General features: G+C 35.6%; 28 protein-coding genes and 1 riboswitch. Of the genes, 17 read left to right on the plus strand and 11 right to left on the minus strand.

Features of this window, described 5'->3' with window-relative positions; translation table 11 throughout:
• On the plus strand, positions 1 to 1,398 hold the full coding sequence (sufB, locus tag MKY37_RS17035) for a Fe-S cluster assembly protein SufB (RefSeq protein ID WP_340778880.1): 1,398 nt from the start codon (positions 1 to 3) through the stop codon (positions 1,396 to 1,398).
• Positions 1,399 to 1,560: 162 nt separating this feature from the next.
• Positions 1,561 to 2,325, plus strand: coding sequence for a DUF3891 family protein (locus MKY37_RS17040; RefSeq protein ID WP_340778881.1), 765 nt, complete (start codon positions 1,561 to 1,563; stop codon positions 2,323 to 2,325).
• 47 nt (positions 2,326 to 2,372) lie between these two features.
• Here the strand turns inward: MKY37_RS17040 and MKY37_RS17045 are convergent, their stop codons facing one another.
• Entirely contained in the window at positions 2,373 to 3,506 is a 1,134-nt protein-coding gene (locus tag MKY37_RS17045; RefSeq protein WP_340778883.1) for an FAD-dependent monooxygenase, read from the minus strand.
• A gap of 169 nt (positions 3,507 to 3,675) precedes the next feature.
• Here MKY37_RS17045 and MKY37_RS17050 point away from each other — a divergent pair, with 169 nt between their 5' ends.
• The 7 genes from MKY37_RS17050 to MKY37_RS17080 all read left to right on the plus strand — a co-directional run bounded on the left by MKY37_RS17050 (position 3,676) and on the right by MKY37_RS17080 (position 10,938).
• On the plus strand, positions 3,676 to 4,527 hold the full coding sequence (locus MKY37_RS17050) for a DUF72 domain-containing protein (RefSeq protein WP_340779968.1): 852 nt from the start codon (positions 3,676 to 3,678) through the stop codon (positions 4,525 to 4,527).
• Positions 4,528 to 5,346, plus strand: coding sequence for a sulfite exporter TauE/SafE family protein (locus MKY37_RS17055; RefSeq protein WP_340778884.1), 819 nt, complete (start codon positions 4,528 to 4,530; stop codon positions 5,344 to 5,346).
• Between the two features lie 130 nt (positions 5,347 to 5,476).
• Positions 5,477 to 6,850 carry a bifunctional metallophosphatase/5'-nucleotidase gene (locus MKY37_RS17060; RefSeq protein WP_340778885.1) on the plus strand — a complete coding sequence of 458 codons (1,374 nt, stop codon included), beginning with the start codon at positions 5,477 to 5,479 and terminating at the stop codon, positions 6,848 to 6,850.
• Positions 6,851 to 6,892: 42 nt separating this feature from the next.
• Complete coding sequence (yunB, locus tag MKY37_RS17065; protein WP_340778886.1) at positions 6,893 to 7,663, plus strand: sporulation protein YunB; 771 nt, start codon at positions 6,893 to 6,895, stop codon at positions 7,661 to 7,663.
• Positions 7,664 to 7,711: 48 nt separating this feature from the next.
• A riboswitch (Lysine riboswitch) is annotated at positions 7,712 to 7,894 on the plus strand.
• A gap of 84 nt (positions 7,895 to 7,978) precedes the next feature.
• Positions 7,979 to 9,538, plus strand: a complete 1,560-nt coding sequence (locus MKY37_RS17070) for a Na+/H+ antiporter NhaC family protein (RefSeq protein ID WP_340778887.1) — start codon at positions 7,979 to 7,981, stop codon at positions 9,536 to 9,538.
• Positions 9,539 to 9,646: 108 nt separating this feature from the next.
• Positions 9,647 to 10,582 (plus strand): lipoyl synthase, encoded by a 936-nt coding sequence (lipA, locus tag MKY37_RS17075; protein ID WP_340778889.1) that lies wholly within the window; start codon positions 9,647 to 9,649, stop codon positions 10,580 to 10,582.
• A gap of 14 nt (positions 10,583 to 10,596) precedes the next feature.
• Positions 10,597 to 10,938 carry a YutD family protein gene (locus MKY37_RS17080; protein WP_211895023.1) on the plus strand — a complete coding sequence of 114 codons (342 nt, stop codon included), beginning with the start codon at positions 10,597 to 10,599 and terminating at the stop codon, positions 10,936 to 10,938.
• Between the two features lie 111 nt (positions 10,939 to 11,049).
• Here MKY37_RS17080 and MKY37_RS17085 read toward each other — a convergent pair whose 3' ends face one another.
• Positions 11,050 to 11,316 (minus strand): DUF3055 domain-containing protein, encoded by a 267-nt coding sequence (locus tag MKY37_RS17085; protein ID WP_093537775.1) that lies wholly within the window; start codon positions 11,314 to 11,316, stop codon positions 11,050 to 11,052.
• An 85-nt stretch (positions 11,317 to 11,401) separates the two neighbouring features.
• On the opposite strand from MKY37_RS17085, the gene MKY37_RS17090 reads away from it, so the two are divergent.
• Both MKY37_RS17090 and MKY37_RS17095 read left to right on the plus strand, forming a co-directional pair.
• The gene (locus MKY37_RS17090; protein ID WP_340778891.1) at positions 11,402 to 11,863 is read left to right on the plus strand and encodes a DUF86 domain-containing protein; all 462 of its coding nucleotides are present in this window, start codon (positions 11,402 to 11,404) and stop codon (positions 11,861 to 11,863) included.
• On the plus strand, positions 11,850 to 12,614 hold the full coding sequence (locus tag MKY37_RS17095; RefSeq protein WP_340778893.1) for a TIGR01457 family HAD-type hydrolase: 765 nt from the start codon (positions 11,850 to 11,852) through the stop codon (positions 12,612 to 12,614). The genes MKY37_RS17090 and MKY37_RS17095 overlap by 14 nt, the downstream gene beginning before the upstream one ends.
• Before the next feature lie 29 nt (positions 12,615 to 12,643).
• Here the strand turns inward: MKY37_RS17095 and MKY37_RS17100 are convergent, their stop codons facing one another.
• Entirely contained in the window at positions 12,644 to 12,880 is a 237-nt protein-coding gene (locus MKY37_RS17100; protein WP_340778895.1) for a YuzB family protein, read from the minus strand.
• Between the two features lie 127 nt (positions 12,881 to 13,007).
• On the opposite strand from MKY37_RS17100, the gene MKY37_RS17105 reads away from it, so the two are divergent.
• Positions 13,008 to 14,075 carry an NAD(P)/FAD-dependent oxidoreductase gene (locus tag MKY37_RS17105; protein ID WP_340778896.1) on the plus strand — a complete coding sequence of 356 codons (1,068 nt, stop codon included), beginning with the start codon at positions 13,008 to 13,010 and terminating at the stop codon, positions 14,073 to 14,075.
• A gap of 55 nt (positions 14,076 to 14,130) precedes the next feature.
• On the opposite strand, the gene MKY37_RS17110 is transcribed toward MKY37_RS17105, so the two are convergent.
• Positions 14,131 to 14,454 carry a YuzD family protein gene (locus tag MKY37_RS17110; RefSeq protein WP_340778897.1) on the minus strand — a complete coding sequence of 108 codons (324 nt, stop codon included), beginning with the start codon at positions 14,452 to 14,454 and terminating at the stop codon, positions 14,131 to 14,133.
• An 82-nt stretch (positions 14,455 to 14,536) separates the two neighbouring features.
• Between MKY37_RS17110 and MKY37_RS17115 the strand changes: the two genes are divergently transcribed.
• On the plus strand, positions 14,537 to 14,770 hold the full coding sequence (locus MKY37_RS17115; protein WP_090567122.1) for a NifU family protein: 234 nt from the start codon (positions 14,537 to 14,539) through the stop codon (positions 14,768 to 14,770).
• A 93-nt stretch (positions 14,771 to 14,863) separates the two neighbouring features.
• Here MKY37_RS17115 and MKY37_RS17120 read toward each other — a convergent pair whose 3' ends face one another.
• The gene (locus MKY37_RS17120; RefSeq protein WP_340778899.1) at positions 14,864 to 15,556 is read right to left on the minus strand and encodes a DUF2225 domain-containing protein; all 693 of its coding nucleotides are present in this window, start codon (positions 15,554 to 15,556) and stop codon (positions 14,864 to 14,866) included.
• A 361-nt stretch (positions 15,557 to 15,917) separates the two neighbouring features.
• Here MKY37_RS17120 and MKY37_RS17125 point away from each other — a divergent pair, with 361 nt between their 5' ends.
• Both MKY37_RS17125 and MKY37_RS17130 read left to right on the plus strand, forming a co-directional pair.
• A complete protein-coding gene (locus tag MKY37_RS17125; protein ID WP_340778901.1) occupies positions 15,918 to 16,280 on the plus strand; it encodes a HesB/IscA family protein in 363 nt (120 codons plus the stop codon).
• A 277-nt stretch (positions 16,281 to 16,557) separates the two neighbouring features.
• Positions 16,558 to 17,769 (plus strand): NAD(P)/FAD-dependent oxidoreductase, encoded by a 1,212-nt coding sequence (locus tag MKY37_RS17130; protein WP_340778902.1) that lies wholly within the window; start codon positions 16,558 to 16,560, stop codon positions 17,767 to 17,769.
• 166 nt (positions 17,770 to 17,935) lie between these two features.
• On the opposite strand, the gene MKY37_RS17135 is transcribed toward MKY37_RS17130, so the two are convergent.
• The 3 genes from MKY37_RS17135 to MKY37_RS17145 form a co-directional block, all read right to left on the minus strand.
• Complete coding sequence (locus MKY37_RS17135) at positions 17,936 to 18,133, minus strand: hypothetical protein (RefSeq protein WP_340778903.1); 198 nt, start codon at positions 18,131 to 18,133, stop codon at positions 17,936 to 17,938.
• Positions 18,134 to 18,191: 58 nt separating this feature from the next.
• The gene (locus MKY37_RS17140) at positions 18,192 to 18,566 is read right to left on the minus strand and encodes a hypothetical protein (protein ID WP_340778904.1); all 375 of its coding nucleotides are present in this window, start codon (positions 18,564 to 18,566) and stop codon (positions 18,192 to 18,194) included.
• A gap of 606 nt (positions 18,567 to 19,172) precedes the next feature.
• Positions 19,173 to 19,385 (minus strand): LuxR C-terminal-related transcriptional regulator, encoded by a 213-nt coding sequence (locus MKY37_RS17145; RefSeq protein ID WP_340778905.1) that lies wholly within the window; start codon positions 19,383 to 19,385, stop codon positions 19,173 to 19,175.
• A gap of 316 nt (positions 19,386 to 19,701) precedes the next feature.
• Between MKY37_RS17145 and MKY37_RS17150 the strand changes: the two genes are divergently transcribed.
• A complete protein-coding gene (locus MKY37_RS17150; RefSeq protein WP_340778906.1) occupies positions 19,702 to 20,580 on the plus strand; it encodes a helix-turn-helix domain-containing protein in 879 nt (292 codons plus the stop codon).
• Between the two features lie 89 nt (positions 20,581 to 20,669).
• Here the strand turns inward: MKY37_RS17150 and MKY37_RS17155 are convergent, their stop codons facing one another.
• Genes MKY37_RS17155 through MKY37_RS22420 form a run of 3 tightly spaced genes read right to left on the minus strand, consistent with a single transcriptional unit; the run spans position 20,670 to position 23,857 of the window.
• The gene (locus MKY37_RS17155; protein WP_340778907.1) at positions 20,670 to 22,100 is read right to left on the minus strand and encodes a S8 family serine peptidase; all 1,431 of its coding nucleotides are present in this window, start codon (positions 22,098 to 22,100) and stop codon (positions 20,670 to 20,672) included.
• On the minus strand, positions 22,075 to 23,730 hold the full coding sequence (locus MKY37_RS17160) for a peptidase domain-containing ABC transporter (protein ID WP_340779969.1): 1,656 nt from the start codon (positions 23,728 to 23,730) through the stop codon (positions 22,075 to 22,077). Before MKY37_RS17160 ends, MKY37_RS17155 begins: the two co-directional genes overlap by 26 nt.
• A gap of 1 nt (position 23,731) precedes the next feature.
• Positions 23,732 to 23,857, minus strand: a complete 126-nt coding sequence (locus MKY37_RS22420; RefSeq protein ID WP_445323054.1) for a mersacidin family lantibiotic — start codon at positions 23,855 to 23,857, stop codon at positions 23,732 to 23,734.
• A 59-nt stretch (positions 23,858 to 23,916) separates the two neighbouring features.
• Here MKY37_RS22420 and MKY37_RS17165 point away from each other — a divergent pair, with 59 nt between their 5' ends.
• Positions 23,917 to 24,192, plus strand: coding sequence for a lichenicidin A2 family type 2 lantibiotic (locus MKY37_RS17165; RefSeq protein ID WP_340778908.1), 276 nt, complete (start codon positions 23,917 to 23,919; stop codon positions 24,190 to 24,192).
• Positions 24,193 to 24,207 lie beyond the last annotated feature (15 nt).

The raw sequence follows: 24,207 nt of genomic DNA on the forward strand, positions 1-24,207 counted from the left end.
ATGGCAAAAAAAATGCCTGAAATTGGTGATTACAAATATGGTTTCCACGATAAAGACGTATCCATTTTCCGTTCTAAACGTGGATTAACGAAAGAAATCGTAGAAGAAATATCACGTATGAAATCAGAACCACAATGGATGTTAGATTATCGCTTAAAAGCTTTAGAAATTTTTTACTCAAAACCAATGCCACAATGGGGTGGAGATTTAGGGTCTTTAAATTTCGACGAGATTACGTATTATGTAAAGCCTTCTGAACAAACAGAAACTTCATGGGATGAAGTGCCAGATGAAATCAAAGCTACATTTGATAAATTAGGTATTCCAGAAGCTGAGCAAAAATATCTTGCAGGTGTTTCTGCACAGTACGAATCAGAAGTTGTATACCATAATATGAAGCAAGAGCTTCAAGACTTAGGAATTGTATTTAAAGATACAGATTCAGCACTTCGTGAAAATGAAGATCTTTTCAAAAAGCACTGGGGTACAGTAATTCCTTCATCAGACAATAAGTTTTCAGCACTTAACTCAGCGGTATGGTCGGGTGGATCATTTATCTATGTACCACCAGGTGTGAAAGTGGAAACTCCACTGCAAGCATACTTCCGTATTAACTCTGAAAACATGGGTCAATTTGAACGTACGCTAATTATTGTAGACGAAGGCGCATCTGTACATTATGTTGAAGGATGTACTGCTCCTGTTTACACAACAAACTCACTTCATAGTGCAGTTGTTGAAATCATCATTAAAAAAGATGCTTATTGCCGTTACACTACAATCCAAAACTGGGCAAACAACGTTTATAACTTAGTTACAAAACGTGCAGTTTGTGATGCAAACGCAACAATGGAATGGATTGACGGAAATATTGGATCAAAATTAACGATGAAATATCCAGCTGTTATCTTAAAAGGTGAAGGCGCTCGTGGTATGACGCTTTCAATCGCAATTGCTGGTAAAGGTCAACATCAAGATGCTGGTGCGAAAATGATGCACTTAGCTCCGAATACTTCATCTACTATTGTTTCTAAATCTATTTCGAAACAAGGTGGTAAGGTAACTTATCGTGGTATCGTTCATTTTGGACGTAAAGCTACAGGTGCTCGTGCAAATATCGAATGTGATACATTGATCATGGATAATCAGTCTACTTCTGATACAATCCCTTACAACGAAATCTTGAATGATAATATTTCTTTAGAACATGAAGCAAAAGTTTCAAAAGTATCTGAAGAACAATTATTCTACCTGATGAGTCGTGGGTTAAGTGAAGAAGAAGCAACTGAAATGATCGTAATGGGCTTCATCGAACCATTTACAAAAGAACTTCCAATGGAATACGCAGTAGAAATGAACCGTCTGATTAAATTCGAGATGGAAGGTTCTATTGGTTAATCCAATTATATAAATGCAGCAAGGTGTACTATTCACCTTGCTGCATTTTTTTATTTATAGACTTGTTAAATAATGTTAGTTTGATGCAATTCATTAAGTGGTAATCAAAAAGTAGTATAAGTAATTAAACTAGTGTAATTTTGTAAAGAGAGGATATTGAAAATGATTGTATATAAACGAGAAGATAGCTATGTAATGATTACTCAGGATGATCATGCGCAAGTTTCAAAGCAGATAGCCGAACATTGTAAGGATGATTTTTATTATGGTTCTAAAGATAACGAAGAAGTAATACTAGCGATTCAGGAGCATGACCGTGGTTGGATAGATCCAGATAAGTCTCCGCTTTGGAATGATAAGTCAGAGGAGCCTTTCTCTTTTATTGATTATCCTACTGACCTTAAAATTTCTTTTTATGAAAAAGGATTGGATGAGGTGGAGGGAATGGGTAAGTATGCTTGTTTATTGTGTAGTTTACATTATTCTTCATTCGTTCAAGATGCTGAAGAACCCGCAGTTCGAGAATTTTGGAATATTGAAAAGCAAAGACAGGATCGACTTTATGATGAATTAGGAATAATCGGGAATGAGGAGAAGAAAAAGACATTAATGTATCATTTGGATCTGTTAAAATTCTCCGATTTCCTCTCATTATATATTTGTTTACATGAACCAGGAAATAATAAGAAGAAGCATCCTTTTTTCAAAAATGGATTTCCACAGATGTTTTTATTTGCTACGGAAGAGCCAATTATAGCAAGTTGGGAAAACGAAGAACTTATTTCCCTATCATTCTCCCCTTTGAAGAGCAAACTAGTTGTAAAACTGCCTTATAAAGAAGTAATGAAGGAACAGATTGAGAAGGATGGCCTCTTACAGGCTTTTAAGGATACTCCAGTTACTATTAGAGAAGTGACGTTCAAATGAAATCATTATAAAACCAGTCAAAATATTTTGACTGGTTTTGTTGTATGTTAAACCATCACAACAAATTGAGAAGCAAAAGATTGTTCTTTTTCTACTTGAATAGCTTGAATTTTAGCCACTTCTTTTTTCCGAACTGAGGCACAATCAGCAGTATTAAGCTGGGTAATTGTATTTTTATCGATCAATGAAGCGAAATAATCCGCATCCTTCAAAGCACTATTTAATCCAAATGCCCCAGTAGGTGTCATCGTATGAACTGCATCTCCGATTAATGCGACTCCTTTTTTTCCCCAGTTTTCACTAGTGCTACTATACACATCTAATAGAACGAAATCCTTCCACGATATAATATTTTCGCGCACTGTTTGTTCAAGTTCTGGAAATGCAACAATCAGCTGCTCGATAAATGGTGTAAAAGGCTGTTTTCTAAGTGCTACAAATGAACCTTCTTCAATATTCCAACCAATTTGAATATAACCTTTTGCTTGGGTAAAAAGGGAAATTTGTTTATCACCAATTAAGGCCATTTTAATAGAAGGTTCCCATTTTTCTGGTGCTGGAATTCTTGCCCAAAGCAAATCATATCCATGTTTACGAGTAGTTACATCTAGATTCGCTTTTTTACGAACAGTAGAATTACGGCCATCAGCACCAATAACTAGTTCACTTTCAATGAACACTTTTTCATCATTCTGTGAAGCTGAGACACCCGTATAAGTCCCATCTTCATCCTGCAGTAGTTCCTCCACCTTCGTACTCAACATTAGTTGAAACGTTGGGTATTGCTCAGCTGCTGCTAATAATACATGCAACAAATGCGCTTGAGGAACATGAATACCAAGATGTCCGACTGCTGAATCTGGTAAGATTGTTTTATAAAGCTTACCATCTTGCCAATACTCAAGCTTCTCCATTCGTAAGAGACCGAGTTTTTCCACTTCGTCAAATAAATTATATTTTTTTAAAATAGCTTCGCCTTCTTCATTTAAATGCTCTCCACGAAACGTTTTACCAATTTGATTTGTTCGCTCTATTAACACAACAGAAACATTCTTCCTAGCCAATAAATAAGCAAGAAGTGCTCCCCCTGGACCTGCACCTACGATACATACATCTACTTTCACTATATTTAATTCCTCCCTTTGCTTCAAATAAGCGTAATGGGCTATTCGTAACGACACATATATATTTTAGCGAAATAAAAAATTATTATCCATCTTTTCATACTCTAAAGATTAAATACGTTATTGGGAAGATCATATCCGACTAAAATCTGGATATAAGTCATTAATTATCTCTGAAGCAAACTGAGTGATATGATATTATTGTATTAATAGTGAGGTGATGAAAATGATTCAAATCGGCCTAACCGGTTGGGGAGATCATCCAGATTTGTACGTATCCTCCGCAAAGGAAAGATTACAAGATTACAGTGCACACTTTCCCGTCGTGGAATTAGATGCGGCATTTTACGCAATTCAACCGATAAAAAATAGTATAAAGTGGATTAAAGAAACTCCAGATAATTTTCAATTTGTTGTGAAAGCATATCAAGGAATAACTGGTCATTTACGAGGTGATTTTCCTTTTGATTCGCTTGACGAAATGTTTGAATTATATAGACAATCAATTATGCCATTTAAAGAATCAGGGAAGCTGTCCATGATACTTGCGCAATTTCCGCCTTGGTTCCAATGTAATAAGGAAAGTGTACAATATATACGTAAAGTAAGAGAAGAGTTAAAGGATTTTGATGTGGTTGTTGAGTTTCGTCATCAATCCTGGTATGCTCCAGAATACAAAGACTCCACACTTCAATTTTTGAAGGAAAATCATCTTCATCATAGCGTTTGTGATGAACCACAGGCAGGTGATGGCAGTATTCCTTTAGTTCCGATTGCCACTACAAATAAGGTGCTAGTTCGGTTGCATGGTAGAAATACATATGGGTGGATAAATCCGGGCAATAATGTGAAGTGGAGAGAAGTAAGGTACTTATATGATTACAATAAAGAAGAACTTTCTTCTATTAAAAATGTTTGTGAACAACTAGAAAAACTGGCAAATGAAGTTGTCGTCTTGTTTAATAATAACTCTGGTGGGCATGCGGCAAGCAATGCAAAAACATTCCAGAACATGCTAGGATTAAATTTTGAAGGACTTGCTCCAAAACAATTAGATTTATTTGAAGGAGATTTTTAAATGGAATGGATTATACTTGCAGTTAGTGGTCTTTTCTCAGGAATTGTCGGAGCATTGGTTGGCCTTGGTGGAGGCGTCATTTTAGTACCAGCTACACTGTTTTTTGGCGCAACTCTTGGTATGATACCAAATATTACGCCGCAGAGTGTAGTTGGACTGTCTGTTATTATGATGATATTTACGGGACTGTCCTCTACATTATCCTATATGAAGACTAAAACAGTTGACTTTAAAAGTGGGTTTATTTTCTTTATCGGTAGTATTCCTGGAACCATACTTGGTGCATTTGTGAACAAAGGATTGGATTTGCCTTCATTTAACTTATATTTTGGTATTTTACTTGTTATCTTATCCACTTTGTTGTTAGTTCGAGATCGCCTAAAACCAGTTCGATGGTTTGTGGAAAATGGGAAAAAGAAAACCTTTAATGATGGCGATAAAACATATGTATACGGATATCCCATTTGGTTTGCATTATTATTAACTTTTGGTGTTGGTTTTGCATCAGGTCTATTTGGTATTGGCGGGGGATCTATTATCGTACCTGCGATGATTTTATTATTCCTATTCCCACCTCATGTAGCAGTTGGTACGTCTATGTTTATGGTGTTTTTATCAGCAATGGTGAATTCTGTTACGCATATATCATTAGGAAATGTACCTTGGTTATATACAATTCCAGTAATTCCCGCTGCTTATATTGGAGCAAAAATAGGAGCAAAGTTAAACAAAAAGCTGAATTCTGATACACTTGTGTTGGCTTTACGAATTGTACTTCTATTATTAGGTATACGATCTATTATAGATGGACTACTATAACTTCATTCAGTTAATGTTTTTCCAGCGGAGCTGAACAAAGTGAAGCGAAAGCAATATTTTTCCTGCGGAGTTGAACAAAGTGAAGCGGAAGCAATCACACGGAGGCATATTTGATTAGGGTGGGTGAAAAATGAGAGAGACGATTTATATATACCATACAAATGATTTGCATAGTCATCTAGAAAATTGGCCTGCTATTCATCAATTTCTCTCAGATAGTCGGAAAAAACATGGTGCACAGGCTTCTCACTTAACCTTAGATATTGGAGATCATCTGGATCGTTCGAATATATTTACGGAGGGTACTTTGGGAAAGGGGAATGTGCGTCTGTTAAATGAAGCCCATTACGATTATGTAACGATTGGAAATAATGAGGGGATCACTCTAAGCCATGAAGACTTGGAATCCTTATACATAGAGGCTAATTTTGAAGTTATCGTCTCCAATTTTACTGATTTGGAAGGGAATATTCCACCGTGGGTATTACCCTTTAAAATACATGTGACACCGACAGGTATTAAAATAGGAATTGTTGCGGCAACTGCAGATTACGGCATTTACTATGAAAAATTAGGTTGGCATGTTCAAGAACCGATTCCACGTCTAAAAGGGGTATGTGAAGCACTTCGTCCACAAGTGGATGTTCTTATTTGCATGTCTCACTTAGGAATGTCACAGGATGAAATAATTTCGTTGGAAATTCCGCAGGTGGATTTGATTTTGGGGTCGCATACTCATCACGCATTTGAAGAAGGAAAGGTAATCGGTAGTTCGTTGCAAGCCGCTACAGGTAAATTTGGTATGAATGTTGGGCTTGTGACGTTGGAATTTGACCATGCAGCAGGAGCAATCCAATCGAAGAAAGCAGTGCTATTTCCTATTGAGGCACTGTCAGTCCCAATGAACGCAAAAGATTCACAGTTAGCTTGGGAAAATGAAGGAATAGCTGAAATGTCTAGTATTGCTTTTTACAACTCATCCATATTGAAAAAGGAATGGTTTATGGAATCTGATTTATCTCATTTCTTCGGAAAAGCATTACTTTCCTTTACTAATGCAAACTGTGCGATGTTTCCGGCGGGTATCTTCTTAAAGGACCTACAGCAGGGGCCAATTACTGCGAGAGACTTACATCAATGTTTGCCGCACCCTATTAATCCATGTGTTATTACTTTAACCGGTACAGAGCTACTCGAAGTTATTCGAACAGCGAAAAATGAAAAATGGCCAAAGCTTGAAGTAAAGGGGCTAGGTTTTAGAGGTAACTTTCTTGGAGCAATACTATACGAACAGCTTCAAGAGCTAGAAGATGGTTCAGTGTTAGTCGATGAAAAGCCACTTGAGCATGAAAACATATATACGTTGGCAACTTTAGATATGTTTACATTTGGTTACTTTTTTCCTTCATTAAAGTTTGCTCCAAAACAATACTTTATGCCCGAAATGATTCGAGATGTCGTAAAATGGTATGGACAGTATGAAAAAAATGAATATAAGTCATGAAAATCCCCCTCCTTACATAAGTAGTAATTAGGGGGATTGTTTTTGTTCTATCGAAAGAAAAAAAAGCGATTTACTTTCTTTACTAATCAGCGTAAATTAGCCATTTTTTTAACTTGTTTTATGTTATCAGTTGGAGGACTCATCTATTATATTAATAAGCAGTTGAATGCTACCTACTTGGAATATGCAGAAGTTCAAACAACTAAAATAGCATCCATGGTAATAAATAAAGCGATTAACTCAAGAATTTCGAATACGCTCGATGTAAATGACATAATCGAAGAGGTGCCATCAGATAGTACTACAATGGTCACTACTCGATTTAATACAGAAATAATAAATCGTATACTATCTGATACAAATCAGCTTGTTCAGTCTCATTTAGAACAGGCTGAGCAGGGTAACTTTTCAAGTCTACCTTATTTAGATGACATCGAGTACGATAAACAAACGATGGAGGATCAGGGGGGAGTCGTATTTTTCGTTCCGATGGGGCAAGCGGCGAATATCCCCATCATTGGAAACTTAGGTCCGAAAATTCCTATACGCTTTCACGTCATTGGTAATGTACAATCAAATGTAGTGCCTTCAATTACTAAATTTGGTATTAATAATGCGTATGTTGAAGTCAATATCCATATTACGGTAAACGTACAAATAATTGTTCCTCTAGCAAGTAAAATGAGTACGGTTGAACAGAGTATCCCGGTTGCAATGGGGATTGTTCAAGGCCAGGTTCCATATATATACACAGGTGGCGACGGGGATGCAGCTCCATCAATAGAAGTACCACTACCATTACCAGAAAAATAAAAAACCTTTATAACCTAGTATTTACTGTTATACTGGTAGAAATGAATAGAAATAGGTAGAGGCTGCAGAACTTAAGAGTAGTTTACAGGAGAATGACAACTGTGATTGTAAACGGAAGGAAGTTTTGCCGAAATTAGATGCTGATCGTCGAAACAAATCTAATTGGGGTTATTTTAAACAAAAATAACACTGTCATTTATACAAAAGTATAAATGGAGAACTACAAAGTATATAAAATTTATGCTTGAAATTTTAATTAAAAGCCAACCTATATGTATATTAGGTTGGCTTTTTTATATTTGAGGAGGATTTGTTTTGGAAAATACGATATTTTCAATTTTACCACCACTACTAGCGATTGTAATGGTGCTTGTGACGAAGAGGGTTTTATTATCATTGGGGGTCGGAATCGTTTCGGCAGCTCTATTAGTAGAAAACTTTTCACCCGTTGATTCACTAATCATTCTTTGGGATTCCTTTATCACGTCGTTTTGGGATAATGGATTGAATATGTATAATATTTATATATTGTCTTTTATCTTGCTGCTTGGAGTAGTTACAGCGATGGTCAGCTTATCAGGAGGAAGTACTGCGTTTGCAGCGTGGGCAGTCAAACGTATTAGAACGAATCGTGGTTCAAAACTATTAACTGCCTTTTTAGGTATTATTATTTTTGTAGACGATTATTTTAATGCACTTGCTGTTGGACAAATTGCCCGTCCAATCACAGATTCTCACCGAGTATCACGTGCAAAGCTAGCTTATTTTATCGACTCTACATCAGCACCAGTTTGTGTAGTTTCTCCAGTTTCTAGTTGGGGAGCTTTTCTAATAAGTCAGTTAGGTGTTATTTTCGCTACTTATGCAGTAACAGACTATACACCACTTCAGGCATTTCTGATAATGGCCCCGATGAATTTCTATGTTATTGCTGCACTTGCAATGGTATTTTTTATAGCATGGACAGACAATGACTTAGGTGAGATGAAAAAACATGAAAAACGTGCAAAAGAAACAGGAGTGCTTTTTGATCCCAATAAATCAAATCCAGGTGATTTACAAGGTAATTTCCCGGAAAATAATTATGGAAAAGTGAATGATTTAATCTTACCAATTGTATCGTTAATAGGTATAACACTTGTTTCAATGTTTTGGACAGGGTACCAGGCTTCAGGAAAAGTAATGAACTTATTTGTTATTTTTGAGAATACAGACGTTCCACTTTCTTTATTTATAGGTGGAATTGTATCGAGTATATTAGCGATTCTGTTATACACTCGTCAATTAAAGAGAAATCCAGAAGCAAATGCTGGGTTAATAGGGAAAGCGATTATATCTGGTATTAATTCAATGTTACCAGCTATTTGTATTTTAATATTTGCTTGGGCTCTTTCATTTTTAATAAATGCACTGGGAACAGGAGAGTTTTTAGCTAAAATCGTTACGGAAAATAATATTCCAGTCGGTATAATTCCTTTCTTATTATTTGTTTTAACCGCTTTTATGGCGTTTGCAACTGGTTCCTCATGGGGATCATTCGGTATTTTAATACCAATTGGTGCAAGCATCATTATGGTCGTAGAACCGGAATTATTACTTCCTGTTTTAGCTGCAGTTTTAGCAGGTGCAGTTTTTGGTGATCATTGTTCACCAATTTCTGATACTACCATTATGTCAGCAACAGGTGCAGGAGTTAACGTAATTGACCATGTAATGACACAGTTACCTTATGCTATTATTAGTGCTGTCATTGCAGCAATTGGTTATTTAATATTGGGTCTTACTGGATCCGTTATTTTTGGATTTATAACGGTAGTCGTCATCCTAATCTTATTTTTCTCTATCTGGAGTCTCAAAGGTAAAAAAGTAGTTTAGCTATTTTTATATTGGATGACTCTGGTAATTGTATGGTTGTTTGCAATTAAATATTATGTTACATTGACAACAGTGTAGTTAGTTTATTTAGAATGGGGTCGAGATGAAATGACATCGTGTAAACCAACGAAAACAGAGCACCAAAGAAAACCAGAGTGGCTAAAAATCAAGTTAAATACGAACGATGAATACAAGGGTCTAAAAAAGTTAATGCGTGAAAATAATTTAAATACGGTATGTGAGGAAGCAAAATGTCCAAATATACATGAGTGCTGGGGTTCACGTAGAACAGCTACATTTATGATTTTAGGAGCTATTTGCACACGAGCTTGCCGTTTTTGTGCAGTAAAAACTGGACTACCTAATGAATTAGATTTAGCTGAACCAGAAAGAGTTGCTGATTCGGTTGTTATTATGAATTTAAAACATGTAGTTGTAACAGCAGTTGCTCGGGATGATTTAAAAGATGGTGGTTCTGAAGTTTTTGCTGAAACGATCCGAGCGATTCGCCGAAAAAATCCTTTTACTTCAATAGAAGTTTTGCCTTCTGATATGGGTGGAATTGAGCAAAATATCCGTAATATTATGGATGCAAAACCCGATATCCTTAACCATAATATTGAAACAGTTCGTCGACTGACTCCTAGAGTTCGTGCAAGAGCTAAATACGATCGTTCACTAGAGCTACTACGTCGAGCAAAAGAAATGCAACCAAGCATTCCGACAAAATCGTCACTAATGTTGGGTTTAGGAGAAACACATGAAGAGATACTAGAAGTGATGGATGACCTTCGCGCTAACAACGTAGATATAATGACGATTGGTCAATACTTACAGCCTACCAAAAAACATTTACCAGTTCTGAAATATTACTCCCCAGCGGAATTTGGAGAATTGCGTAAAATTGCCATGAGCAAAGGATTCTCCCATTGCGAAGCTGGTCCACTAGTTAGAAGTAGTTATCATGCAGATGAACAGGTTAACGCTGCTGCTAAGCAAAGACAATTGCAAGGTGAGGAACTTCTAGCTACTCCAAATAGCTAATGGATGGTGATTGAATGATAGTTGCAGAAGGCTTTACTTATGAGATTATAGAAGATTATCGTGAGGCATTTAAAGAAGAAGCTTTTTTAGATCGTTATAGTGAAATCTTAACCAAATACGATTATATTATGGGTGATTGGGGCTATGGTCAGCTTCGCCTCAAAGGTTTTTTTGAGGATCGTAGTCATAAAGCTACATTTGACACAAAAATAGGGACGATGAAAGATTATTTATATGAATATTGTAATTTTGGCTGTGCCTATTTTGTCGTAAAGAAAACAGGAGTAGCTCCTAAAATAGTTCCTGTAGAAGCTATAAAAGAAGTAAACGAAAACCTTGAGCAAGATCAATTATGATCTACTCAAGGTTTTTTTGTTTTATGGGCTATAACACAGGGTTAATGGGCTATCCGAGAGTGCACATAAAAATAGCTAGTCATGATAGTAATCACAACTAGCCACTTTGTATCAACTTAATAATTCGCGTAGATAATCGCGTAGTTCTACTGCTTCTTCTTCTGATCTATTAAATACATGTTCGAGATAGCCCGGTTCCTCCACATCATCCGCTCCTATTATTGCTGCTCGTCCATATTGTATATCCATAACTAGTACTTTTCCAAAAAATCGAGAGCTTTGGGAAATAGCTAGATCATATCTTTGGGATTCCCCTGTAAAGCCAACAAATCGCGTTTTCGTATCCTCTACATCATCGTACAAATAAAATCGTTCCACCATGTGACACTCCTTCCTACCTAAGAATTATGGTACTATAGAATAGGAGTATATATCAAATGAACAACAATTAGGAGGCCTTTCCATGTATTTTGTAGATAGAAAAAAAATAGCTTTAACATTGGCACATATGAACCAATTGTTAAACATTATAGAGGCAAAACAAGATTGGCAAGCAGATGAAGTATCCAAATTAGCGTTTGAACGAATTGGTCATAATATTATCGAATCTATAATCGATGTAGGAAATTCAATGATTGATGGGTTTATCATGCGCGATCCAGGTGGATACGATGATATAATCGATATTTTAACGGATGAAAAAGTTATCACTGTTGAAATGGATCGACCTTTAAAAGAAGTTATCGAATATAGAAAAGTACTTGTTCGTCAATTTTATGCGGTGGACCATCTAAAATTAGAGGAAGTTCTGACAAAGAATTTGCGATTCTTAAAGGAATACCCTAAAGCTGTGGAAACATATCTAGTAGATGAATTAGGGCCAGTTTCTGCATTTTTACCTGAGGATTCCAATGTTAAATTATAAAGCATATTTTATTGATCTAGATGGAACCGTCTATAAAGGAAAAACGCCCATTCCTGAGGCGGTTGAATTTATACATTATTTGCAAAGCAATGGAACGGAGCCTTTTTTTGTTACGAATAATTCTTCCATGACCCAAAAGCAGCTGCAAGAAAAACTAGCAATAATGGATATTCATATAGATACTGCCCATATTATTTCATCTTCCATTGCCGCGGCAAATTATATTAACGAGTATATACCGGGTAAAGAAGTATTTATGATTGGCGAACTTGGGTTGGAAGATGCTTTAAAATCAAGAAGTATTTCCATAACTAAAGGAATGGCAGATGTTGTCGTCCTTGGAATTGATCGTGACATTAATTATGAAAAGCTAGCTACTGCTTGTCTTTCAGTAAGGGCAGGAGCAGCATTTCTATCCACTAATAGTGACCATGCTTTTCCTTCAGAAATAGGGTTTTTACCGGGTAATGGAGCTTTTACAAAATTGGTCGAGCATTCTACTGGAGTAGAGCCTATGTATATGGGAAAACCTCAACCATTTATGTTAGAGTTCATACAAAAACAATATGGATTTAGCAAAGAAGAGATGGTGATGATTGGGGATAATTATCAAACAGATATTTTGACTGGAATTCGTATGGGGATTGATACAGTACATGTGAATAGTGGGGTAAATAGTACAGCAGAAGTAAAACTTCAATCAGAGCAACCTACCTATTATTTAGAATCTTTAAGTGAATGGACAAAATAAAAAAAGACTGTAGCTCTAGTCTCAGTCTTTTAAAATAGGGGATTGTCCTCTATATATTGATAAATGTTTGCAACAAGTTCGCTTGGGGTATTTGCTTCTACAACCTCACCATTTACAATGGCAAATAAAGTTTCAGAACAGAGGGAGCAATAACTAAGGCAACCATACTCTAAAACATCTAAATTAGAGTCCTGTTCTAATATTTCAAAAGCTTCTTGGGACCCATTTGCAAGGTTGCTTATACAAAATTCAACCATAGGATTCACAGCTGTTCACCTCACTACATGGTCATGCTACTCTTTTTTAAAGAAAACGTCAATTAAGATGTTCTATTGTGAAATGTATCACAATCTATTATAATTTGAGATGACATTAAATTTAAGGGAGAATATTATGCGAAAATTAGTATTGTTAGGTGGGGGATATGGAAATATGCGAATATTACTTCGCTTATTGCCGAATAATATTCCTGATGATGTAGAAATTACTTTAATAGACAGAACGCCATTTCATAGTTTAAAAACTGAGTTTTATGCGCTAGCTGCTGGAACTTCTCCGGATAGTGGTATTCGAGTAGCATTCCCAGAAAACGAAAAATTAAAAGTTACCTACGGAGAAATTATAGAAATTGATGTAGAAAGCAAACAAGTCTTACTAGCTGATGGACAAGCGATTTCTTATGATGACTTAGTAATTGGACTTGGATGTGAGGACAAATATCATAACGTACCTGGGGCTGATGAATTTACTTATAGTATTCAAACGATAGGGCGTTCAAGAGATACTTACAATAAAATTGGGGGTCTACCTTCGGGTTCTGTTGTAGGAATTGTGGGAGCAGGACTTAGCGGAATAGAACTTGCAAGTGAACTTCGTGAAAGCCGTCCAGACTTGTCGATCAAGTTATTTGACCGCAGTCCGCGTGTTTTAAGAGACTTCCCAGAAAGATTAAGTAATTATGTACAAAAATGGTTTGATAATAACAATGTAGACGTAGTTAGTAATTCTAACATTACAAAAGTAGAACCGAACAAATTATACAATCACGAAGAAGTAATTCCTGTAGATGTGGTTGTTTGGACAGCGGGTATTCAACCAGCGGCTCCTGTAAGAGCCCTACCAGGTGAAAAAGATAAAACAGGCCGCGTCATTTTAACACAATATCACGATTTACCAAGCTATCCAAATGTATATGTCGTTGGTGATGCTGCATCTCTTCCATTAGCGCCAAGTGCCCAATTAGCGGAAGAACAAGCTGAGCAAATTGTTAAAGTGCTTCAAGCACGCTGGAAGGATACACCACTTCCTGAGAAGATGCCGGAAATCAAACTTAAAGGGTTTATGGGCTCACTTGGGAAAAAACAAGGATTTGCATACTTGGCAGATATCTCTGTAACTGGACGAATCGCACGTTTGATGAAATCTGGTTTACTTTGGATGTATAAACGTCATAACGGGTAATTTAAAAAGAGTCGAAATGCGCTATATCGAGCATTTCGACTCTTTTTTTGTTGAATTATTCTGTATAGCCATATTTCTCAAGTGTGGCATAGACAGGTTTTAGCTGGATATAGCCTTCACCAATCATTTCATCATTAATCATCACGAGTGGATAAAAGAATTCATCCTCAGCTATTTGGTTGGCGATATGTTGGTGTCGCTCATTCTCAATTGGCTTTTCGATGTCGATATAGGTGAAAGTAACTTGGTGATTTGGAAATTTACGGTCGATGGCAGCTTGTAGCCATTCGTATGTATCCTTGGAAGATGGCGCATTTACGCAACTTGCGCAAACAACATCAGCTCCATATACTTCTATATTTAAAGATTGAAACGTCATAATGGTGACCTCCTCGGAATTCTTTATTGGATTTTTTCCTTCCTTCACATTATAATGATTATAGCGAAAGGAGTCGATAGATATGACTGATACAATGAATGAACAAGTTCAAGAAGTTTTAGATAAATTGCGTCCATTTTTACTTAGAGATGGTGGAGACTGTGAGCTTGTAGATATTGAAGATGGTATTGTAAAACTACGCCTTCTAGGAGCTTGCGGCAGCTGCCCAAGTTCAACGATTACACTTAAAGCAGGTATTGAACGTGCACTTTTGGAAGAAGTTCCAGGAGTAGTAGAAGTAGAACAAGTATTTTAATAAAGTGACTAACATCCTATGGTACGAACCACAGGATATGGCAACTTTATCTGCCAGCCCGTTAAAGCGGGATAAATTTAAAAAGAAGCCTCTTTAAAGGGCTTCTTTTTCTTTTTGAGCACGAATTTCATACCAACGATCTTTTGCCATTTCAATAATAGTTGGTTCTATGGAAGAATTTTGTTTTTCAATTACTTTAGAAAAATACCGTGTAGCATATTCGATATCACCTATTTTTCTAGATAATTCTGCTATTAAATAGAGCATGCGGGATTCGGACATTTGTGTGCCATTGTAGTCATCATTTAAATAGGAGTCCGCATAACGATCACGAGCAATTTCCATGAACCGAATCTCTTCTTTCTGCTTATTCTGTAGTCGGAATAACCAAGCTGTACGTAGTGCTAAACCTGCAATACTTACAAATTTCTCTTTTTTTAAAGTCCCTGAAAGAATTCCTAGTTTATAGGTCATAATTCCTTCTTCAATCGTTCGTTCATTGCCAAATGATCTTGGAGTCCATTTGCTGGCAATTTGTTCTTGGATTATTTCCTTTACTCCTGGAGCAAAATATTTTGTAAAGTCATCTGTAAACGAAAATCCACAATGCTCACAAACAAATATATTATATAGTAATGGATTTACTTCTTTGTTTTCATAAATAGGTTGAAAATCTGTATGATGCGATACAACTTTTATAAATTTTGAGCGGACCTTTGTTGTTTTAAACTTTTGTTTGCAGTTTAAGCATTCTATGTCTTTTTGATAATAGGGAGTTAATTCCATCTTTAGTCCTCTTTTCACTCAACTACGTTATAGTTCTATTATACCTGAAATTCATCTTGAAAGCGAAGTAAATATTCGAGTAGTTTTCCTTGTATACATAGTAAAAACATTGATATGATATAAAGTGAAACTTCATTCAGTGAGGGTTTTCTTCATCCATACTGATTGAAAAAATGAACTCAGACAAATAACGCAGCTTCGTGCGGCAATGCCTGAGTGAACAACATCCTGTTGGCCCGAACCATTCGGGCTTTTACGGGCAGTTATCTCCCGCTAATGCTTTTTTGCTTGGACCGAGCCTTGAATTGGGAGACTTAATGCCCTTTAATGCGGGATAAAAAAGAAAGGAAAGGTGATTCAGATGACAGAAGTAGTTATTTTGTCTGAAGCGGCAGCTTACCGTGTAAAAGAAATGATGACGCATAATGGAGAAGAAGGCTCTGCCCTTCGAGTTTCAGTAAATGGTGGTGGATGCAGCGGTCTTTCTTATGGGATGGGATTTGAAAAAGAAAAACAGCAAGAAGATATAGAGCTTCATCAGCATGGAATAGAAATAGTAGTGTCAACAGAAGATGCCTCTATACTAAATGGAACCACAATCGATTATAAGGAATCATTAATGGGTGGCGGATTCACGATTGAAAATCCTAATGCTATTGCATCTTGCGGATGTGGGACATCATTTAGAACAGCCAAAAAAGAGGGAACACCTGAAAGCTGTTAGTCATATGTAAGAACATTTTCTATTAATGAAAATGTTCTTTTTTTTTTTGCACCTTACATGAAAATTTTATTGGCATGTTAATATAGTTGTTGAGATTTTAACTCAGGATTTTCAGACCTTTACAATTAAATAACAATGTATTGAAATCATATGTAAAAAGGTCTAATATAGGAAGTAAGGGTTTTTGTCGAACACTAGACAAAGATGAAGAGTTTAATGATGTAAATTTTGTGTCATAACTTTTCTTAAAAAATATAAAAAGGTGGTTGCGATCTTCGTGAAAAGACCAACAATTCTAGTATTAGGTGCAGGATATGGTGGATTATCTACAGTAGTAAACCTTCAAAAATTAGTAGGTGCAAATGAAGCGGATATTACATTGATCAATAAAAATGACTATCATTATGAATCTACTTGGTTACATGAAGCTTCTGCTGGTACTCTACGACCAGATCAAGTTCGTTATGATGTGAAAAGTGTTATCAATTCTAGTAAAGTAAATTTTGTGAAAGCTACAGTCGATGCTATTGACGTGAATACTAAAAAAGTTACAACAAGTGCTGGTGAGTATACATATGACTACTTAGTTATTGGTTTAGGCTTCGAAGGTGAAACGTTCGGTATCCCTGGTTTAGATAAATATGCGCTTTCAATTGCTAACGTAAATGCTGCTCGTCAAATTCGTGACCATATTGAATACCAATTTGCATCATGGTCTACAGAAGAAGTACAAGATGATACTCGCCTAACAATCGTAGTAGGAGGAGCAGGATTCTCAGGTATAGAATTTTTAGGTGAATTAGGAAATCGCGTTCCTGAACTTTGTAAAGAATACGATGTGCCAAAAGATAAAGTACGTGTAGTTTGTGTAGAAGCAGCTCCAATGGTATTACCAGGATTTGATCCGGAGCTAGTTGATTATGCAGTAAGACAATTAGAAGCTAAAGGAATTGAATTCTCTATTGGAACTCCAGTAGTTGAAGCAACTCCAGAAGGCGTAAAAATTAAAACAGGCGAAGAAGAATTTGAATTCATCAAAGCTGGTACAGTAGTATGGGCTGCAGGTGTTCGTGGGAATCGCTTAATGGAGTCATCGGGTATTGAAAATATGCGTGCGCGTGTTAAAGTAGAAAAAGATATGAGAGCTCCTGGATTCCCTGATGTATTTATCGTGGGAGACTGCGCTCTAATGATCAATGAAGCTATTAACCGTCCGTATCCACCAACAGCTCAAATTGCAATGCAACAAGCAGTAACTATTGCAAAAAACATTGTTGCCCTTATGAATGGTAATGCGACAGAAGAATTTGTACCAAGTTTAAAAGGAACTGTTTGTTCTCTTGGTGAACATGATGCAATTGGAGATGTAATGGGAAGAAAACTTACAGGTACAAAAGCATCAATTATGAAAAAAGTAATCGATAATCGTGCCCTTTACATGATCGGTGGAATTCCACTAGTAGTGAAAAAAGGTAAATTCAGTTTATAATTATATGAAACTATAGTAGCTCCCACTTTCTTTTTAGTGGGAGCCTTTTTTATAAGGCTATGCTAAAGTTAGTGGTTAATTTTGTATAGGAAAATGAGCTTGGAAATGCTTCTCCAAGCTCATCTTTTCCTGTCTTTTTTTACTAAAGCACCACGTTAGTGAAAAGTCAGATTTTCCTTTTTAATAAATTTATTAAGTAGTACAGGAGTGAAATCAAAAATGATAGAAGTATAACAATTATTGTACCGAATGTATAAATCGCTGTTTCAGCATAATCCCCGCCATCAAACAAATTAGAAAAAATAAAAAAGAAAATTACACTAACCATTAAAGTTAAGAAAAATATACTAATGTACTTTGACATATTATCCCCCCTACAATCAAACTTCTCGTTAAGCTAAAGCACCTGTTTGTTTAATAACTTATCTATATTGCTTTGGGTCCTTTTCCCTTTTAATTGGACCTTTATGAGCTAAACTCCATTCAATGATACGGTCAGTAATTCGATCATATAAATCATCTTCAAAGTACGGTACTTCACTATTATTTACCATATCAATATATGTTCTTATTTCATTTAAAACATCATGTCCAAAAACTCTGTTATCGTTTAGATTATCCCATAAGTACTGGCAAAATAGTTCAAACCCTTCATCCCAGTTACCATTCCCATTATTCTGTGCTTCATATCGAAGCTTTTCAATCGCCCTTATTAATTCACCTTCAACAGTATCTGATTGACCACTCTTTGGAACGTAATTTATCCAAATATTTTTGGCTTCTTCAAAGTATTTCACAATCTCACCCCACTAAAGTATCTAATCAAATTTCACCATTTTAAAAATACTCATTTCGTATTTAAAATAAAGTCTACTTCTCTTCAACGTTACTTTTGAACATGGAACGATTTTTGAGGATAATGCAGCGAGCGATATCGGGCATTAGAGCATAGGTACCATACACAACAAAACAGGCTCCTTCCGACCAGTTGTTTCCATGGGGTAGCCTGAAATAAATAAGTATTTATTTTGAGAAGTTAGATTTAATTGAATCATTTTTCAGGTGGTCCGATTGATAATACACCCAAAAAATTAAAGAAAGTACAAAGTAAAAAATTAAAACAATACTAATATTGACTATAGTATATTCTAGAAGACTCATAGCCAAGATAGTGAAAAATAGAATACCGGTAAGTATTTCATATATTCCAATAGTTATCATTGATTTTTTTGAATTTGTCACTCTTTTAGGTAACCATTTAGCCTTTTTTCCTGTCTTTCTAAATATGGTATATAGCCCTAACATCAAATGAGCAAAACCAAACAGGAGGTTTATTAACATAAACCACTTAGGGAACATGAAAATCACCACTTTCTAATCAGTTTTAGAACTTATTATCAAATCTATGCGATTTTCAGTATGCCTAGTAAATAAGTGGTTACACCAATTCCCACTCTGTTTTCGACATTATACTTATTTTTTAGGGAGTGTACGATCTCACATACTCGCCTTCTACTAACTTTTAATCTGTTGGCTATTTCTTGATCTTTCAGACCTTTTGAAATTAATAATGCCACCTCTATTTCTTTAGGAGTTAGAACAACATTATTTAACATATTAATACCTCCATTTTCATTCAAGATATATGCTACTTATTTTTTACTTTTATTCCAAAATACATAGGCAAAAGAGATTGACAATATTTGAGTTAAACTCTAGTCATTACCAAATTTATGGGGTAATATATAAAAGAGATTCAACTACTGCGGACAAAACCTCTCCACCAACGATATACAGGATGAGTCCCGTTAGTAACATTTTTTTCTTCATTACACTTTTACCTCCTCTTGTTTAAGTTTGTTTAATTAATTATTTCATAACCGTTACTATAGCTTTGAATTTTTCTAATATATTGGAAAAAGTGGGTGTCAAATGGATAGTTACGGAAAAACTTTTCGGGAAATTAGAAAACAAAAGAACCTAACTCTTCAGTATATCGCCAAAGATATAATGTCGGTCTCAATGATTTCAAAGTTCGAAAGAGATGAGTCAGACGTGACTCTATCAAGGATAATTCCTTTGTTGAATAGAATGAACGTTACCTTAGAAGAATTTCTCTACACACATAATGAGTTTAAAAAGAGTGAATTCAGAGAGAAATTGTCACTTGTTATTAAGGCGTATCATCAATCTAATGTGACTATTATCCGTAAGATTATTGAAGAGGAAGAAGAAAAGTTTACTAAAACTGAAATTACGGACTTTAGGATGAATAGTTTAATGTTTGAAGCAATTCTAAGTGATTTAACCGGGGAGCCTCTGGCTCAAGAATCGATAGATTTAGTGGTAAATAGCTTGTGGTCATTAGAGGTATGGGGAGAGTATGAGGTAACAATTTATGGAAATATGATTAAAGTATTAAATATTGAATCTGTCATTTTGCTATCTAAAGAAATATTCAAGAAGAGTAAACGTTATGCTCGATTGATGAGTCATCGTGCTGATATATACGGTATTATATTTAATACAATTATTGTTTGTTTAGAAAAAAAGAAAATTGAAGAAGCGACTATTTTTCTATCTGAAGTTAAAAACTCTAATATACCTGAGAAGTTTATCTATGAAAGATTGCTATTCAAATATCTAGAAGGATTATTAGAAATAACAAAAGGAAATATAAAAAATGGCTATGATCTAACTGATGAAGTCATAAGAATCTTTACGTTTACTGAATCAAATAGTAATGTCACGATTTATACCAGATACCTCAATGAATTTATTCAAAAGAGAAATTCTCTCAGACCCGAATAATATTTAATGATTCAACAAAAATAAAACCCAGAATAGTTTCACTAACAAAAGAGTGATTGCTATTCTGGATTTTTATGGTATAAAAATTCTTACTTATACTTTTTCATTTTCGATAGTGCATTATACGCATTAATGATACCACTTTGAGAAATATGTTTATCGTAACCATCCAGTTTCATCGATGTTTGATACAATACTTTTTCCACTTGTTCATTCTTCATTTCTTTGTTATTTGTTTTAAGATACTCCGATTTGAGTAAAGCGACGATGGCTGTTACTTTTGGGGCTGCTACGCTCGTTCCTACTGTCATTTCATACCCATGATCAAGACCTAAATACTGACTAATAAATGTCTGTGGAAGGTTAGTAGGAAACGTTGTTAAAGTCATTGATGTCAAATCTAATGTGTAAGTTTCCGTATCAAATTCATAACTTCCTCCTGGTGCTAGTATACTAACGTTTTTACCATAGTTAGAATAGGTAGATAATAAATTCTTCTTATTCGTTGCTGCCACTGTTATAAGGTGATTAGACCCGCCTGGCAAATGGATAATTAAATCCTCTGGCTTCTCCAGTTGTTCAGCTAACAGTTTCGGGTTAGTAATATCTAATCCCTCATTTCCGGCTGAAACGACCAAAGTAGTATTGTGTTTTTTTGCATATCTAAAGGCTTTTTCATAAGCTTTGATAATAGCTCTATCATCTTTATTTTTTAAAGATTTGAAAGTGCTTAAACTTAGATTAACTACATCCATATCGTCATTCGTGGCTTGGATGATGGCTTCAATTACCCAACTAGAATTGGCCCCTTTCGCGTCAAAAACTTTATATGGGACTAGTCCAATTTCCGGTGCTATCCCTTTCATTTTTCCATCAGCAGCAATTACGCCGGCAACCATTGTCCCGTGACCTAAATAATCTTGTGTGCTCATTTCCCCGGGAACAAAAGAATGACCCTGACTAATAATATTATCCTTCAAAGCCGGGTGATTAAAGTCAATTCCTGAATCAATAATTCCTACTTTGATTTCAGGGGATCCTTTACTTAGTTGATAGGAAGCGTAATTGTTTGTAACTAGCTTAATATCCCATAAAAGCTCATCATAAATATTGGGTGAGTTAATCTCATAGTTGTCTAATAGCAACGAAGTTCCATGAGATATCTTTTCTACAATAGGGACATCTAATGATAAATCCGTTGCGATCTCATCTTCACTTACACCAAGATCTTGTTTAAGATATGTTTTGAATTCTTCTATTTCATCACCTGAAAAATTCTCTGCAACCAGGACATTAATTGCATCAATCTCTTTCACTTTTATATTTTTAAATTTCATGCGGATTTCTCGTGCTATGTTGCCTAATTCACTCTCTGAATCTAACATTATCATTAAAGATTGATTTTTTTCATTATTATTGGAACTACTTGCCTTCACATCATTAGTGTTGATTAAAAGTGTAAAAGAAAAAGTAAAGATTAGGATGCTAAGTATTTTATACCATGTGTACTTCAAGTTCATTTTGTTCTTCCTCCTCTATAAGTTGAGTTTTATATAAATCTTGGAATAGTTCATTCGATTTCTTTAATTCTTCGTAGGAGCCAATTCCTTTAACTTTTCCATCATTTATTACTATTATTTTGTCGGCTTGCATGATGGTACTTAAGCGATGAGTGATGACTAGAGTTGTGCAAGCTATGTTTTCTCTGATGTTCTTCGTTATTTGAGATTCGGTTACACTATCTAAAGCACTTGTTGCCTCATCGAGAACGAGAATGGCTGGTTTCTTTAGAAGCGCTCTAGCTAAAATAAATCTTTGTTTTTGCCCACCGGAGAAGTTTAAACCATTTTCAGAAGCAATCGTGAATAATCCCATAGGGTATTTGATAATTTCATCGTGAATGCATGCAATTCTAGTCGCTTCAACAGCATCCTCATAAGTTGCCTCTTTTTGATTGTTTATTAAATTTTCATACAGGGACTTGTTAAACAATCTTGCATCTTGTAGAACAGCTCCCATTTTACTTCTTATTTTACGGGGATTAAACTCTTGCAAAGGTTGATTGTCTATAAGAATTTCTCCTTCAGTTGGTATATACAATCCAAGAATAAGTTTAGCTATAGTACTCTTTCCTGATCCGGAAAGACCCACCACTGCCACCCTCTCTCCAGGGTTAATTACAAAATTTAAGTTTTCTACTGTATTTTTCGCGAACTCATCATACTTAAAGGAAACATTTGAAAACTCAATCTTCCCTTTCAAGGTATCTACATTATTTGAACCTTCTGTCAAATTTTCAGAGGTTGCACCAATCACATCGTATAGTCTTTGCACAAATGTCCCAACCACCACAAAATCTATATAGGTTGTCCCTAATGAAATCAATGGTGTAATAAAGGAAAGCGCAAGCGTATTGAACGCCAATAGGGTCCCTAGTGTTATATCACCTTTTATTACCATCGAAGCCCCGTACCACAAGATTGATAAGGTGAAAATAAATTGTAGTGAAGTGGTTATCGAGCTGATAGAACCTGTCCATTTATTCTGCTTTTCGGTGTTCGACAGTTGTTTCTTGAAATCTTTTTCCCACTCTTCAAGAATTAAATCTTCATTTCCCATCATCTTCACATCTACTATCCCAGTGATACTTTCCGTTAAGCTATTCTGCACACGGGTTTGTGTATGAATGTTTAATTTCGATAAGTTTTTTGTAATTTTTGAACTTAAAATCAAAAGGATTAGAATAGTAACACCAATACCTAGAACAATCATGGACATTGAAATCGAAATTCTCATCATCAACAGCATATAGACAAATAACAAAAGGCTATCAACTATTAAAGTCACCGTTCGTGTTGATAAGATCTGTCTTATATACATATTAGAGTTTGCTCTAAAGATTAGCTCTCCGCTTGATCGGTTCTCAAAAAAGCGATAGGGAAGTTTCAACAAGTGGTCCATAAAATTTGACATCATAAAGTAATCCATGAGTGTTTGTAGTTTTGCTACGGTAAATATTCGAAGAATTGAAAGTGCTGAAAACCCAATAAATAACATGCAAATTAGGAGGCCGATCATTGGTAACGATGAAAGCTCTTTGGTAACTATCACTTTGTCAGTGATAAATGCTGTTATGTAAGGGATTGAGATACTAAAGAATAGAGAATCCTAAACCTCCGGCTCCTCCAATGGTAGCTGAAACAATAAAGCATAGTGGTGTAGTGTCAGGTTGTACGTCATATGCTCCTTGAATTTCTTTTAGCTCCCACTCATTCAAATCTTCGATGGTACTGCAACTAAAATTAAAACAATACTAAAACTACGGAGGTACTAACAATGACTCAAGAACAAATAATCAATGCTTGGAAAAATCCGGAATTACGTAACAATTTCACTGGAAACCTGAATCACCCTTCCGGCACAAGTCTTTCAGAACTTTCTATTGAAGAAATGCAATTTATTCAAGGTGCAGGTGACGTACAGCCAGATGCAGTAACAACTCCTATCTGTGCTGTAGCTGCAGCAGCTTTAATTGCAAGCAGCTTACCGTGCGCAGCAGGTGCTGGTGTTTCAGCTATTGCAACAATGCTTCTGTCTTTAGAAATTTGCTAATAAATACTAACCTGC

The organism is Psychrobacillus sp. FSL K6-2836 (assembly GCF_038003085.1).
In the GTDB taxonomy this organism is placed as follows: domain Bacteria; phylum Bacillota; class Bacilli; order Bacillales_A; family Planococcaceae; genus Psychrobacillus.